This is a genomic window from Blautia sp. OM06-15AC (genome assembly GCF_003481425.1).
Classification (GTDB): domain Bacteria; phylum Bacillota; class Clostridia; order Lachnospirales; family Lachnospiraceae; genus Fusicatenibacter; species Fusicatenibacter saccharivorans.
The window spans coordinates 1-14,852 of the sequence record NZ_QULD01000004.1; the positions used below are offsets into that span (position 1 = coordinate 1).

General features: G+C 42.8%; 11 protein-coding genes. 1 reads left to right on the forward strand and 10 read right to left on the reverse strand.

All coding sequences use genetic code 11. From position 1 onward, the window contains the following. Positions 1-134: 134 nt before the first annotated feature. The 6 genes from DXB83_RS07065 to DXB83_RS07095 all read right to left on the reverse strand — a co-directional run bounded on the left by DXB83_RS07065 (position 135) and on the right by DXB83_RS07095 (position 9,192). A complete protein-coding gene (locus DXB83_RS07065) occupies positions 135-2,402 on the reverse strand; it encodes a hypothetical protein (RefSeq protein WP_118601126.1) in 2,268 nt (755 codons plus the stop codon). Between the two features lie 212 nt (positions 2,403-2,614). Then, positions 2,615-4,255 (reverse strand): TIM barrel protein, encoded by a 1,641-nt coding sequence (locus DXB83_RS07070; protein ID WP_158555011.1) that lies wholly within the window; start codon positions 4,253-4,255, stop codon positions 2,615-2,617. Between the two features lie 206 nt (positions 4,256-4,461). Then, positions 4,462-4,635, reverse strand: a complete 174-nt coding sequence (locus tag DXB83_RS07075; protein WP_022461670.1) for a DUF4250 domain-containing protein — start codon at positions 4,633-4,635, stop codon at positions 4,462-4,464. After that, on the reverse strand, positions 4,632-7,238 hold the full coding sequence (gene clpB, locus DXB83_RS07080; RefSeq protein WP_118697384.1) for an ATP-dependent chaperone ClpB: 2,607 nt from the start codon (positions 7,236-7,238) through the stop codon (positions 4,632-4,634). The genes DXB83_RS07075 and clpB overlap by 4 nt, the downstream gene beginning before the upstream one ends. Positions 7,239-7,542: 304 nt before the next feature. Then, positions 7,543-8,766 (reverse strand): tyrosine-type recombinase/integrase, encoded by a 1,224-nt coding sequence (locus DXB83_RS07090; RefSeq protein WP_118044997.1) that lies wholly within the window; start codon positions 8,764-8,766, stop codon positions 7,543-7,545. Positions 8,767-8,997: 231 nt separating this feature from the next. Continuing rightward, the gene (locus tag DXB83_RS07095; RefSeq protein WP_118044984.1) at positions 8,998-9,192 is read right to left on the reverse strand and encodes a hypothetical protein; all 195 of its coding nucleotides are present in this window, start codon (positions 9,190-9,192) and stop codon (positions 8,998-9,000) included. 653 nt (positions 9,193-9,845) lie between these two features. Here DXB83_RS07095 and DXB83_RS07100 point away from each other — a divergent pair. Then, positions 9,846-10,406, forward strand: a complete 561-nt coding sequence (locus DXB83_RS07100; RefSeq protein WP_118044985.1) for a helix-turn-helix domain-containing protein — start codon at positions 9,846-9,848, stop codon at positions 10,404-10,406. 167 nt (positions 10,407-10,573) lie between these two features. On the opposite strand, the gene DXB83_RS07105 is transcribed toward DXB83_RS07100, so the two are convergent. From DXB83_RS07105 to DXB83_RS07120, 4 genes are read right to left on the reverse strand one after another with little or no spacing between them, the layout of a single operon-like run. Continuing rightward, complete coding sequence (locus tag DXB83_RS07105; protein WP_118044986.1) at positions 10,574-12,040, reverse strand: RNA-binding domain-containing protein; 1,467 nt, start codon at positions 12,038-12,040, stop codon at positions 10,574-10,576. A 29-nt stretch (positions 12,041-12,069) separates the two neighbouring features. After that, positions 12,070-12,798 carry a TatD family hydrolase gene (locus DXB83_RS07110; protein ID WP_118044987.1) on the reverse strand — a complete coding sequence of 243 codons (729 nt, stop codon included), beginning with the start codon at positions 12,796-12,798 and terminating at the stop codon, positions 12,070-12,072. Then, a complete protein-coding gene (gene qatC, locus DXB83_RS07115) occupies positions 12,795-14,165 on the reverse strand; it encodes a Qat anti-phage system QueC-like protein QatC (RefSeq protein WP_066544715.1) in 1,371 nt (456 codons plus the stop codon). The genes DXB83_RS07110 and qatC overlap by 4 nt, the downstream gene beginning before the upstream one ends. A gap of 2 nt (positions 14,166-14,167) precedes the next feature. Then, positions 14,168-14,851, reverse strand: coding sequence for a hypothetical protein (locus tag DXB83_RS07120; protein WP_066544717.1), 684 nt, complete (start codon positions 14,849-14,851; stop codon positions 14,168-14,170). Position 14,852: the final 1 nt, after the last annotated feature.

Here is a 14,852-nt window from a genome sequence, read left to right on the forward strand (position 1 = left end):
CTTTTTTCGAATTTTCTTATTTTTAGAAAAATATAGTTAATTCTGCATATTTTGTATTTTATCTGACTATTTACAATCTATCCGAAACCGTCCAAAAGAAAAGGCGCCTTCCGGCGCCCTTTCCCTTTCAACTCTTATTTCTCACGTTTACGATAAACAACTGCTCCGACCACTGCTGCTGCAGAAACGCCGAGCAGGATCACCCACAGCATCACCTGTGTGCGGTCTCCCGTGTCCGGACTCTTTGTTGCTTTCTTCAGATAGAATACGGTATCCGCCTGGCCCTTGCTTGAAACGATCGAAATCGTATGCTTGCCTTCTGCCAGACTCTTTGTATACTCGGCCTTCAGCGTAACCTGCGTATTCTCTTTTCCAGCCGTCACATAATTCTTCGCATCAATCTCTTTCTGGTCGATGAGAACCTTTTTGAGATCCTTTGCTTCAAAATCTGCGGTGAAGGAAAGCTCCTTGCCCTGCATACCTGACTGATTGACTCCTTTGGTAATCTCCGGAAGATTCTGCGCAGTCATCGGTTTCTGTTTCAGGCCGGCAATCGCTTTTTCCAGCGCTGCCGCATAACCATCCACCGTCTTCTGCTCCGTGATATTCTTTCCGCGTACAATCGCTGCTTTTGCATCATTGACTGCTTTTACGCTCTCGTCCGTGTATTTCTTCAGATCGTTTGGAATCTTTTTCACTGCGGCATCTACTTTGCTGTAGTCCGCATCTTTATACGTAAGGCCGGCAATCGCTGCCTCGATCTTTTTTGCGTAACCGTCTACGCTCTCCTGCTCTGTGACCGGCCGCTCGGTTACGACGCTGTTCTTTGCATCTTCCAGTGCTTTTACAGACGCATCGGTATACAGACTGAGATCCGCCGGAATCTTTTTGATGGCTTCCTCTACTTTGGAATAATCTGCTTTCCGAACCTGCAGTCCTGCCAGTGCATTTTCAATTGCTGCTGCCCAGCCGTCTACTTCTGCCTGATCCAGAATGGTTTTTCCGCTTTCTACGCTGTTGATCGCTGTCTGAAGCGGCTGAATGCTTTCTTCCGTATAAATACTCAGATCATTCGAAACTTTGGCAAGAGCCGCGTCTACGGCGCTGTAGTCCGCCGGTTTCAGGGTCAGTCCGTCAAGAGCTGCTTTCAGGTTTTCTGCAGACTGATCGACTTCCTCCTGTCTGCTGTCATCCAGATCCCATACAATGGCTTCTTTTGCCGCATTCAGTGCTTTTACACTCTTTTCGGTATAAATGGATAAGTCTTTCGGAATCTTTCCCAGGAGTTCTTCCACTCCCTGATAATCTGCCGGAACCGGTTTGCGTACCAGTGCTGCAATTGCATTCTCCAGTGCTTCCGCATAAGCATCAACTGCCTGCTGCTCTTCTACCGTTTTGGTGCGGTCGATGGATGCGATGACTGCATTCAGTGCTTCCACGCTTTCTTCCGTATAGATAGAAAGATCTCCCGGAACTTTGGCAAGTACTGCATCAACTTCTGTGTAATCTGCGCCAAGAAGCGTCAGTGCGTTTACTGCTGTCTGAATGGCTGCCGCATAACCATTTACGGTTTCCTGTTCAGCTGATGGCAGGTTCTCTTTTACCGCATCTTTTGCTTTCTGAACAGCTGCCGCGCTTTCTTCTGTATACCGGCCCATGTCCTCCGGGATCAGCGCCAGCGCTTCTGTTACTTTGGTGTAATCTGCGGCTTTTACAATCACAGTGAATTCCTGTGTGAAGTCAACGCCGGTTTTCTTTCCGTCTTTGATTGTCGCCAGAAGTTTTACGGTTCCGGCATTCGTTACTTTCAGGTTTGTGCCGTCTAAAACAGCACCTGTCATTCCGGCATCCGTGATTTCCCATGTGATCTGTTTCTGATCTGCATTTTCTGGAACTGCTTTGCCCGTCAGTGCGGTGATTCCCGGGATTTCTTTCGGTATGCCCTGGATTTCTGTTACAGCTACGTACTCATAGGTTCTTATCTGGATTTCAATGGCATCTTTTGTTTCCGTTTCTGCGATCTTTGTTACAATCCAGCTTCCGTTCCAGCTGTCTGCCTTTTTAAGCAGATAATCTGCCGGAGCCTTTTTGGCCTTTTCCGTAAGATCCTTCAGATTCCAGGAAGCCGCCGCTGCGATCACAGCCTCTTTTTCTGTTTTTATTCTTTCTTTGTCATCTTTCTTTTCATCCAGATTTGTTTTTTCTGAAAGTATTCGGATTTCTCTGTTCTCTGCATCATTTTTAATCTCCGTATCTTTGCCGAGAACGTCGCCTGCTTTCAGCGAAAGCTCTCCGAACTTCCACGTTTTGGCTTCCTCTTTTGCGAATGCCATGGTTGGGAACATCGTCACGATCAGAAGCATGGACAGTACAAACGAAAGCATTTTTTTCGTTTTCTTCATAACACAAATCCTCCTTTCCTTTTGATTGTTTTGCAGCCGCCAGGGGCCGCAGTTTCTCTTGTTACTTTCATTATACGTGTGTCAGAAAAAGAGTCAACGGGCCGTAAAAATTCGTAAGAATTCTTGTGCATTTCTGCTAAAATACTTTCAACGTTTTTTCACAATACTTCCATGAATTTTTACGGCCCGTCAGATTTTCTTAAGATATTCCTTTATTTGTGATGAAGCACATATTTCACATACGCAATTCTGCGGCTGTCCGGTGCCCAGGAGTTGACGTTGATACTGCCCTGGCCGCCGAAAAGATCCAGCACTTTTTTCTTATTCTGTCCGTCATAATCCATCATTCCAAGCGATACATACATGTTCGGCAGATGCTCATTCGGTTCCAGCTCACCTTTAGCGAAGGTCAGGTAAATGACGTGTTTTCCATCCGGCGAAACGTGGCCGAACCAGTTGTTGGCATCGAAATCGGTCATCTGGGTGAGACCGCTGCCGTCACGGTTCATCCGCCATACCTGCATCAGACCGCTTCTGGTGCTGTTGAACCAGATGTGCTTTCCGTCCGGTGAATACTCCGGACCGTCGTTGTAGCCTTTGCCGTCCGTCAGGCAGGTTTCCTCGCCGCCGTCTGATGGAATCGTACAGATCTCAATGCGCATAGTCTCCTCCTCCGGCTTTTTGCGGAAGGCACAGTACGCAAGCTCTTTTCCGTCCGGCGACCAGCCGTGCAGATAGCTGAGACCCGGTCCGGTGAGGTCTTTTGGTTCACCGCCTGTCATCGGGAGCACGTAGATGTGGGATTCATACGTTCCATCTGTGAGTTCCGGCGGCATGCAGCTTACCGCCAGCAGCTGGTTGTCCGGTGACGGAATGTGGTCATTGTTGCACTGCACGCAGAAACCGGTATCAACCTGCTCCACATGGTCTTTGTCGATCTCATAGCGGTAGATTTTTCCATCCGCATTATAAAGCAGGGTGTTTCCATCGTTCAGCCAGTTCGGTGCCTCGATGATTCCCGGAAACTCATGCAGCACGGTTTCTTCTCCGGTCTCCACATCCATCGTGCAGAGAATGCTGTCGGTGTTGTCTCTGTCCCCTGTCCATCCGGAGAGCATTTTTCCGGCGCGGCAGGTATCCTCCAGTGTTGCCGCATCCATATCCACAATCTGCAGTGCACCGTTTGCACGGGCGAACTGGAAGCAGGCTTTCAGATCAACCATGCCTTTTCCAAGCGGCGCTTCCTGGCCGGTGATTTTCATATCTTTATAATGAACGGCTTTGACTCGGTCCGCATGCGCCCAGAGGAACTCTTCCGGGTCGACGCCGCCGCAGTACATCCAGCCGACATCTACTTCTGCTCCGACTTTTTCACCGCAGGCTTCCAGGAGATATTCGTACGCTGTTTTTCCATTCACGCGGATACAGATATCTTCTTTTTCGTTGTGAATCAGAAGACCTGCTCCGGCTTTTTCCAGTTCTTCTGCCAGTTCGCGGTATCTTGCAGCGGTTTCGTCCAGAACATCTTTTGTCAGGCGTGCCGGGCTCTTTACGACAAACCAGGAAATGTGGTATTTCTGCGCCAGTTCTGTAAGAATGGCAAGTTCTCTTTCATAGTGGTATTCATCCAGGAAAATGTGGACCGCATGAACCTCAATGTGGTATTTTGCAAGCAACGGCATTGCCTGCTCCAGATCCTCCGGGATCCAGAAACCGTAGTCCCTGGCATCAACACGGAATCCGAGACACGGCTCGATCTGGCGGTAGCCTGCCTCATAGATTTTCTTTAAAAATCCTTCGGGATCCTGTTTCCATTCTTTGGATACCCCATACATCTGTACACCAAAATACATATTGGTTTCCTCCTTCTCCAGATCCGCTGTTTCCCCATTTTCAGCGGATTTTCTTTTCCTCCATTTTACCACATTTCTTCTATTATAGATATGATTTTTCCTGTCAGTTATAAGAAACACGCTTTGCGTAAAAAAGGCGCCCCGTATGTGTTTTTTCCACATACGGAACGCCTTTTTCCGCCATTTTTTTCAGGGCCTGGTTATTCTTACACAAACTGGTTCGTTTTCTCATCGTACTCATAGTCGATGAGCGCCAGTTTTTCCCGCAGATCGGATTCCTCTGTCTGCATGGCCGCGCAGAATTCTGCGAGCGACGGGTAAAAATCTCTTAACTGCGTATTGACATAGCTCAGCAGCATTACGGGATCTTTCGGCATCATTCGTCTACTACCTCCACACCTGGTTTGATCATTGCCTTCAGGCCGCCGTTTTCCACATCCAGAAGGATCGTATCGCCCTCGCTGACCTGACCGCCAAGGATCAGTTTTGCGGTGCTGGTTTCTACCTCTTTCTGTACGAAACGTTTCAATGGACGGGCGCCGTAAACAGGGTCGTAGCCGCCCTCAATGACAAACTGTTTTGCAGCCGGGCTCAGTTCGACGGTAAGCTCCTGGTCTGCCAGACGTTTGTTCAGTCCTTTCAGCAACAGATCTACGATATGACCAATGTTGTCTTTTGTCAATGGTTTGAACATAATTGTTTCATCCAGACGGTTCAGGAACTCCGGACGGAAGTGTGCACGCAGATCCTGCATGACCAGGTTTCTCGCCTCTTCGGAGATGCTGCCGTCATCCTGAATGCCGTCCAGCAGATACTGGGATCCGATATTGGAGGTCATGATCAGGATCGTATTTTTAAAGTCTACGGTACGGCCCTGGGAGTCGGTGATACGGCCGTCATCGAGTACCTGCAGCAGAACGTTGAAGACGTCCGGATGCGCTTTCTCGATCTCATCGAACAGAACAACAGAATATGGTTTTCTGCGCACTGCCTCAGTCAGCTGGCCGCCCTCCTCGTAGCCTACATATCCCGGAGGCGCTCCGATCAGACGGGAGACGGAGTATTTCTCCATGTATTCACTCATATCGATTCGAACCATGTTGTTCTCATCATCAAACAGCTTTTCTGCCAACGTTTTCGCAAGCTCTGTTTTACCGACACCGGTAGGTCCAAGGAACAGGAACGAACCGATCGGTTTTGTCGGATCCTTGATTCCGGCTTTGGAACGGATGATCGCATCCGAAACCTTGGTGACTGCTTCATTCTGGCCGATAACTCTCGTGTGAAGTTCATCTTCCAGGCCGAGGATCTTAGTTCTCTCGCCTTCGGTCAGTTTTGCAACCGGGATTCCGGTCCAGCGGGAGACAATTCTGGCAATCTCTTCATCCGTTACACTCTCGTGTACCAGTGAGAGATCTTCATTTTTAACTTTTTTCTCTTCTGCTTCCAGCATCTGCTGTAATTTCGGGAGTTCACCGTACTGCAGTTCAGCGGCGCGGTTCAGATCGTAATCATTCTTTGCTTTCTGGATCTGGCGGTTCATGTCCTCGATCTGCTCACGCAGTTTGGACAGTTTCTCAACGGAACTCTTTTCATTTTCCCACTGTGCCTTTGCAGAATTGAAGGTATCCTTTAACTCAGCCAGCTCTTTCTGCAGTGTTTCCAGACGCTCGCGGCTCAGATTGTCGGTCTCTTTTTTCAGTGCGGCTTCCTCGATCTGCATCTGCAGAATCTTACGGCGCTGCTCATCCAGCTCGGCCGGCATGGAATCCAGTTCTGTCTTGATCAGGGCGCATGCCTCGTCGACCAGGTCGATTGCTTTATCCGGCAGGAAACGGTCGCTGATGTAACGGTTCGAAAGGGTTGCGGCTGCAACGAGGGCACCGTCGGTGATTTTTACGCCGTGATAAACTTCGTAGCGCTCTTTTAAGCCACGCAGGATGGAAATCGTATCCTCTACGGTCGGCTCATCAACCTGAACCGGCTGGAAACGGCGCTCCAGGGCGGCATCTTTTTCGATGTACTGGCGGTACTCATCCAGCGTTGTGGCACCGATGCAGTGCAGTTCGCCTCGTGCCAGCATAGGTTTCAGCATGTTTCCGGCATCCATCGCGCCGTCGGTCTTTCCGGCGCCGACGATCAGGTGCAGCTCATCGATGAACAGAATGATTTTTCCGTCGCTCTTTCTGACTTCCTCCAGAACGGCTTTCAGACGCTCCTCGAATTCGCCACGGTATTTTGCTCCGGCTACCAGGGCTCCCATATCGAGGGAGAAAATGGTTTTATCTTTCAGGCTCTCCGGTACATCGCCGTTGGCGATTCGCTGGGCCAGGCCTTCTACGACTGCGGTTTTACCAACACCAGGCTCACCGATCAGAACCGGATTGTTTTTTGTCTTACGGGACAGGATACGGACAACGTTCCGAATTTCGGTATCACGGCCGATAACCGGGTCCATTTTCTGGTTTCTGGCTTTTTCTACGATATCCTGGCCATATTTTTCCAGGGTGTCGTATGTTGCCTCCGGGTTGTCGGTGGTAACTCTCTGGTTTCCGCGCACGGTGCTTAATGCCTGCAGGAAACGTTCTCTTGTGATGCCGTACTCCTGAAACAGTTTTTTCATGGACGGGCTTGGGTTTTTCAGCATTGCCAGGAAGAGGTGTTCTACGGAAACATACTCGTCTCCCATGGCTTTCGCCTCATCCTCAGCATTTATCAATGCTTTATTCAGATACTGACCGATATACGGCTGACCGCCGGATACTTTGACGCGGTCGTTCAGCGCCGTCTCGACACGGTTCAGAAAATGTTCTTTGTTGATTTCCATCTTTTCGATCATTTTCAGAATCAGGCTGTCGTCCTGATGCAGGAGGTTATACAACAGATGCTCCTGCTCTATTTCCTGGTTGCCGAAATCGTATGCGGTCTTTTCCAGGTCCTGTACAGCCTGCAGCGATTTTTGTGTGAATTTACTGATATTCATAATCGGCTTCCTCCTTATCTATTTGGGTGCTAACATTCGCTCCGAACAAAAAGAGCGTTGATGTGAATTTTCTTTTCTTTCTTTGTTCTAGTCGTACTATAACACTAGTTATTAGCACTGTCAAGTGGTGAGTGCTAATTTTTTTGTGAAGAATTTGTGAAGCCTTGATTTTACGGGCTTCACAGGGATTTTTCACTTGCTTTCGCACTCGATTTTCTTGATTTGACCACATTTTTACGACAAATCTTTTGAAAAATATATTTGTCTGATTTTCTTACCACATTTTACGACAACGACTTCTGGTTTATACCACAGCAGGTACGTTTTCCGGCAGGTTCATTTTAGACATCTCGTTCTCCACGTGAGACTTCTCAGCAATATGATTATAGACATTCATTGTGATCTGTGCATCTGAATGGCCCATCACATACTGCATAACTTTGGGATTGACGTTGTTTTCACCCAGTCTAGTACATCCCGTATGACGAAGGGTATGCGATGAAATAGGAGGCATCAGCTCCGGCTCTCGCTTCTCTTCTTCTGCCAGTTTGCTTTCTTTTTTATTATAGGCATTGACAATATTTTTCAGAAAGCTGTTCACTCCCGCCGGCATGATCGGACGTCCATGCTTTGTATTGAAAATGAATCCACTGCGTCCACCGATCTCCACATTGCTCTGCAAACCAAGCATCAGGTTCAGCTCTCTCTGTTTACGGAACGCATCATATACCATCTGTGTCATAGGAATATCTCTGATTCCCGCATCCGTTTTGGTTTCTGAATCATGGAAACAATATCCGTCATCACCTTCATAATACACAAGCTGTCCACCTACATGGATCTCCCGGTTCTTCATATCCACATCTGACCAGGTTAAGCCGATGGTTTCACTCACTCTCAAGCAAGCCCCAAACATAACCTGCATCATTGGAAGATGAGGCTTATACACATTACTCTGTTCAACAAACTTCAGAAGTTTTTCCTGCTGTTCCAGTGTCAGTGCTTCCTTCTCTTTTGCCGGAGCCCCATAATCTCCAAGTGTTCCTGTTACCGGATTCTTACGGATAATCCCATCTTCCACTGCCAGTTCAAAACTGGGATTCAATAAGCCATAAAGACCTTTGATCGTACTGTGTGCCAGTCCTTCATCTGACAATGCGGAAAAGAACGTCCTTACATGTGATGTCTTGAAATCCACAACACGAATGTTTCCAAGAGTATTTCGTATCCGGTAATCCCACATACGGATATAATTCTTCTTCGTTCTTTCCTTGATATTCTTTGTTGCCATGTATCGCTCAAACAACGTATTCACAGTCAGCTTCTTGACTGATGCATCTGTAATAAGCAGATCATCCATATCCTTATTGATCTTCTTTTCCATTTCTCGTAAACTCGCCAAATCAGCTGCATAAACCGAATTACGCTTTCCGGTAATTTCATCTTTGTAGCGATACTCATAACGTCCATCAGGACGCTGGTATTCACCTGTTTTTAAATTTCTGCCTTTATTATCTTTTCTTGCCATATCAATCATTCCTTTCACTTCATTTTTCGTTATTCGGAATGATTTTTGTCCTGTCGGTATCAGTCATATACTGTCTGATATCTGCTCACAGATTAACATAATATTTTATGATTTCCAAGGGTAAATTCCTGCAAAATGCTAATTTTTATTTGCCTGTTTTACAGGAATATTTTCCCTTTTTTGCTTTTCATTCCGAAGGAAAGTTGTTGTATTTTATCTTCTCATCTTTCATTACACTGCCATTGCATCAAGATATTTTTTTATCTTATCCACGTTATAAAGAACACGTCTTCCAATAATCACTCTTGCTTCTGCATAATCTGCAATTTTCTTTGCAGTTACTTCTCCGCAGGATAACATTGCCATTAATCCTTCAATATCTACCGCCAGACGATTCTCAGTCTTATACTCTGTTGTTTTTCTCATGATGCACATACCTCCTTTCCTCCGTATTCTTCTGCATCACCTCCCAGACAGCGGTTATGCCCGTTGTCAGTACACTCTACTTTTTGTTTAGACTTCTTACGATGATTTTCCATTCCGTTCGGCGTGTTGGCTTCCATTTGTACACCTGCTGTCAATGTTACAATCAACCTCTATCAGAATTATTCTGAATGTCGGCAGCTTCTTTCCAAACATACCGACCGTTTCCGGAGTATCTTCAACGCTCCCCATAAAAAGCTATGGATCTTGGCATCTGTGTTAGCTACATTTTCTATAAAGGAAAATATGGTGTACAGCTCATTCAATTTTCAAGATACAAGAAGGATTTTAAATATCCCCTCATCTATACAGCCCTGCGAGGGTAAAATGTTATTCGATTTTTGGAATTTTAAAAAATCCTTTCACTAATAAAGCCTGACAGAAACGATTTACCAACCTGCTTTTGCGATAATTCACAAAATATTTACATTTCAGCTTTCACTTTCGCTTTAATGCGAACTTTATTGTTCTGTCATTATAATTCGCTTTAATGTTAATGTCAAGTATTTTATTCGCTTAGTTGCGAATGTTTCTGTTTACATTCTGAGATTTTGATAGTAAAATGGAATTATCAAATAGAAAGCAGGAAATCTGATATGACAATTGGTGATAAAATAAAAAGAATCCGGACATTCCGGAATATGACACAGGCAGAACTCGGTGCAGCTCTTGGCTGGGGCGATAAAGGTGCAAACCGCCTTGCCCAATATGAAACTAATTACCGGGTTCCCCGTAAAGATCTGGTTACTGAAATGGCTAAGATTTTGGATGTGAATCCACTGACACTGCATGAGCCAACTACGATGAATGCTTCTGAACTGATGGAAATCCTGTTCTGGATTGACGAATTTAATCCTGGCATGATTAATCTCTTTCAATTAGAGACTTATCCAAGCGAAAAATCAAATTCCAGTGGCGATACCGCTATCCGCTACCATGATTCTGATAGTTGGCCTGCTCATCCGCCTATTGGTATGTGGTTTAATTATGGGATTCTCAATGATTTTCTAAAAGAATGGACACTTAGAAAAGAAGAACTGACATCTGGTGCGATTACCAGAGATGAATATTTTGAATGGAAAATCAACTGGCCACAGACCTGTGATGATTGTGGTAAACGGGAACCGTCGAAACAGTGGCGGAAATCAAGCGAGTAGAGCTTAGTGAAACTTAGCAAAACTTAAATTTATTATATTTTTTTCTTTTTACTCAAGGAAAAGGCACTGAAAAACCGATAATCCATTGTTTTCAGTGCCTTTTTTGCATATTTTTCTATTAAGATTCTCTCACATGCTTATATAAGTGAAACTTAGCGAAACTTAAATTATGCCCAATATGGAATGTACTTTTTATATCTTGGTGCTGTATCCGGGTCCATTACTTTAATATATCCACCTTCGACAGCACTGGTAAGAAGTCTTGATGCCTTGGCCTTCTCTTTTTCTCCCAGACCAAATATTTTTCGAATATCTGAATTAGAAATACCTTCAAAATTGACATATGCTAGACACGCCTGCATATAGCAAGTCCGCATCCGATCTTCTTTGGTAGTTAATTCAAATGGTACTTTTGCAAACAATATTGCTTTTGTGAATTGGTTATTCTGATTTTCAATTCTCGGAGCAAGCAGCTCATTTTTACCGGTTGCTTCAACAATCTTATCATAACCACTGCCACGCTCCTCACAAATACCACATTTGTGCATAAATCCGGCAATGTTTTCATTTCTGGATACTGGCACCGAATCTACAATTCTTTCGATTGCCACCAATGGTGCTCCGGCATTTGAAAACTCGATTCGATTTTTAAACACCTCCACCATTGGATTCGTTCCCCTTTGCTGAAGATCCTGATGTATCATAGCATTTGCCAGCAACTCACGGATAGCGATTTCTGGAAAACTGACAACAGATTTTCTCGTAGTTTCCACAATGACTTCTTCTTGCGGAATAATTGTCATAATATACTGCACGATTTCTTCATGTGAAAATGCATAACCTGAACAAAATTCCTTTTCTCTTATAGCATCCAATCTGGAATTTTCCTTGTACCAAATAACTCGAACCGATCTCCTATGCAAAGATTCGAATTTTTTCAAATCTTTTGCAATCATCAAAGCACCCATATTCGTGATATCCCATGTCCCGGCATCATTTTTCATAATAAATTTTTCATGTTGCAGGTCTTCTAGTACCTTATCTCGATTTCTCGGAATCGGCATTTCAAGTTTGTCATAATATTTAGAATAATCCAGTAATGACACCATTTCATCCTCATTCAGATTTCCCATCGCAATTCGCAATTCATATGGTGTGGAATCAAATGTTCTCCACAATTCTCTTTCTTTATCCGGATACTCTTTTAAGTTCTTTTTATTTGTTCCAATTCTTATATACTCCCCACCAGCGAACTGTACCGGCTGTTTTTCTGCACAAGGAATCTCCATCAGCACAACCATTCCTTCATCCATCGGAACCTCAAAAAATCGGAAATTAATTCTTGGTGAAAGCATCCTGGAAAGCCATGCTTCCAATTCTTCATTTCCCTTTTTCATTTTGCGATACTGAAATTCAGTGCCTACAATTTTGTGCGTTGCATCATCCACACCCCAAACAAGATATGCTTTTGGTCGTTCGCATAATGCTGCTGAATTGCTCAAAGCAGAAATATATTCACCAATCATCTGTGGCTGTTTATTATTACATTTAAATTCTACCCACTCAGTCTCATCCGGAAGTTTTGCAAGTTCCCGGACAAGGCTTTGCAGATATTCTACTGATCGTATTGCCATAAAATCACCCTCTAACTTTGCAATTAACACTATTTTGAAAGAATATCTCGAAAATTAGCATAAACCATCTTAATAATGTCTGGTTCATTATAATATCGTGCAACTAACTCGTATATTTTTATTAAGTTGTTAAATGTGTACTTTTTTCCATCAATTTTTGTAAACGGTCCATCACTTTCAATTAATACTCTTGTTTTTGGTATCAAATACAATTTTTCTTTATTCTTTTCATTTGTTACCATGTTAGAATTAAGTGAAAAATAACATCCTATATCCACTAATTGTTGCAATTGCTCTCCGTTTCCATTAAACCAATGAATAATGCACCTACGAGGACAATATTTTTTCAAAATAGATATTGCTTCTTCCTCCGCTCTTCTAAGATGCACAGACATTAATTTATCCTTTTCTGCACACACTCTTACAATTTGCTCAAAATACATACATTGTTTATTACGCGAAATATAACTTTGTCTTGAAAAATCAAGTCCTATTTCTCCTACATAATTAGTTGTATTTACCAATTGCATAAAATCATAAAAATCCGCATCTTTCAGTGATACATCCTGTGGATGGAATCCAAGTGCAAATTTCAAATATTTTGTTTCCGGATATATGCGTTTACAGGATATATATACTCCAGGCGAATTCGTCATGCACAATGTATATTGTTTTCTTTCATTTATTCCGTCATATATTTTTTGATGCTCTTTGTAATAATCCAGATGAAAGTGTGTATCAATAAGGTGTTGAATCATAATCCCAGATACTCCTTCATTCTCTGATCTGCGGAAAAAAGTTGTACTAAATCCTCTATACTTTTCTTGTATAATGATAAAAATTTTTCAACTTCCTCTTCTGTTAATTCTCCTACGCATCTAATATATCTTTTTAATTCTTTATCCGAAGAATGTTTACAACGATAGATACTTCCAAGCACCGCTCTTAAATCTGCACTCTTCTCACTTTCTTCATATTCTATCAAAAAATCATAAGCTTCTCCCTGATAAGAATATTTTTTTATCTCATCTATGTCCAAAAGTGAACTTTTGCGTATCAAACACGGATAACAGTATCCACAGTTTACAGGATATTCTTTAGAACCCTTTTTATTATATCTTGCTAAACAAGGATGTGAGCATGAAATTGTATCTGCATAACAGCTTTTAAATGCATCTGTATCTTTAACTTGTCCTACAATCTCTCTCTTTGTATTGTACGCGAAAAAATTGGTAATAGTATTCTTTATTCCTACCTTTTCTAAGATATCATTAAATTGTCTTAAAAAGTACGGATGAGTAGTTCTTGTGCTGCAAGTCCCTTTTCTTCCTCCCGTTAATGGAATATTGAGTCCGATAAATCCATTTTCTGGAATATAAACCGGTACATTTTCTCCCAAAATACCAGCCACACTAAGTGCTGCACATAAAAACAGTAATGATCTGCCACGAGAGGTATTTTCACTCCCCTTTAATATTCCTTCTTTTTCACTTATAGGAGCTCTGGAATTTGCTGTAAAACTAATAAATTTAACGAATTGTTCTGGATAAAGATCCTGAAAAGTCCTGGCAAATAAATTCTGTCTTTTTGCAAGTTTAGGATATTCATTGTGTCCGATTAGACAAGGAGACTCCCCTTGTTCTAACAGTTTAATCGCACCACAAAAAGAATCCAATCCTCCAGAAAACAAGCATACACAATTACAGTTTTGAACATTCAAATGAATTCTATTTGCATGTTCCCTATAACTATATATTATCTCACTTTTTCTAAATGTAATATGCCAATGATCCCCTGTCAAAAATCCCAGTATGTTTTCCCATTGCAATTCCGTACGCTTCCATTTCTCATATTCTAATACTGGAATAGATACGCTTATCTCTCTAGTCCAACAGTCTTTAAATTTTCTTCTGGACACTCTTTTATCCAAAGCAAAAATACTCAAACCTATTATGAACAAATCTTCGTATATTGTAGAAATCTGCAGTTGATCCATTCGGTACCAGCTATCCGTTATATTGGTAAAAATCGTACTATATTTTTTTCGGTTAATTGAAAAGACATATGCATCTTTCCATTCAGCATCTGGTTTTTTCTCTTGTTCTTTATCAATCCAAAACTGCATCCTTAATCCTCCCCATAATACTTTTCAAATACAGATAAGGCATCGCTTAATGCATCCTCCACAATTTGCGATGTTCCCATGTTAGAAAAATCAACCGATTTCAAATTATCCAAGTTCAAATCACCGTCAATACTGTTTTCTATATATTCATGCATGTCATTTAAAATTGCAGATGTTTGTGCAGGTGTTTTCCCTTTGGATATTTTTTCTTCATATCGAAAATCAAAGTTTTCTTTTATGTATTCTTTCAACATTTCCTTCAGTAATATATCAACTGAAACATTCCCTATATCCGCAATATCTTCTATTTCTAAATTCTCCATAGCCTGTGACAATGCATCCGCTGCCATATTATCTTCTACCGATGCACCATAATTTGTAAATTCATGAAGTAATTCTGTCCAAACAACTTCTGACGATTTTCCAATAAGATCTTCACGATGATACTCACGTAATGCATTATCTATGCCTCCAGAGGCAACCTTTTGTGCAAAACCTAAGACTCCTGCTGCCGCCGATTGAAAACTACCACCTGTCGACATATCTTTTTTCATTGCGGTTGCATATTTACTGGCCGCTTTTGCTTTAGAATCAAAGTCTCTATTATTTATAAAGGCCGTCACTGCTCTTTTTGCGGTTGACCAATGCGGTGTTGTTGGTGCTATATATCCTTTTGATGTACCCATA

Bases quoted from the DNA above. Each gene is read 5' to 3' on its own strand.
- DXB83_RS07070 (WP_158555011.1), bottom strand. From the start codon at position 4,255: ATGTATTTTGGTGTACAGATGTATGGGGTATCCAAAGAATGGAAACAG.
- qatC (WP_066544715.1), bottom strand. From the start codon at position 14,165: ATGCAGTTTTGGATTGATAAAGAACAAGAGAAAAAACCAGATGCTGAA.
- DXB83_RS07090 (WP_118044997.1), bottom strand. From the start codon at position 8,766: ATGGCAAGAAAAGATAATAAAGGCAGAAATTTAAAAACAGGTGAATAC.
- DXB83_RS07095 (WP_118044984.1), bottom strand. From the start codon at position 9,192: ATGAGAAAAACAACAGAGTATAAGACTGAGAATCGTCTGGCGGTAGAT.
- DXB83_RS07100 (WP_118044985.1), top strand. From the start codon at position 9,846: ATGACAATTGGTGATAAAATAAAAAGAATCCGGACATTCCGGAATATG.
- DXB83_RS07110 (WP_118044987.1), bottom strand. From the start codon at position 12,798: ATGATTCAACACCTTATTGATACACACTTTCATCTGGATTATTACAAA.
- DXB83_RS07105 (WP_118044986.1), bottom strand. From the start codon at position 12,040: ATGGCAATACGATCAGTAGAATATCTGCAAAGCCTTGTCCGGGAACTT.
- DXB83_RS07075 (WP_022461670.1), bottom strand. From the start codon at position 4,635: ATGATGCCGAAAGATCCCGTAATGCTGCTGAGCTATGTCAATACGCAG.
- DXB83_RS07065 (WP_118601126.1), bottom strand. From the start codon at position 2,402: ATGAAGAAAACGAAAAAAATGCTTTCGTTTGTACTGTCCATGCTTCTG.
- DXB83_RS07120 (WP_066544717.1), bottom strand. From the start codon at position 14,851: ATGGGTACATCAAAAGGATATATAGCACCAACAACACCGCATTGGTCA.
- clpB (WP_118697384.1), bottom strand. From the start codon at position 7,238: ATGAATATCAGTAAATTCACACAAAAATCGCTGCAGGCTGTACAGGAC.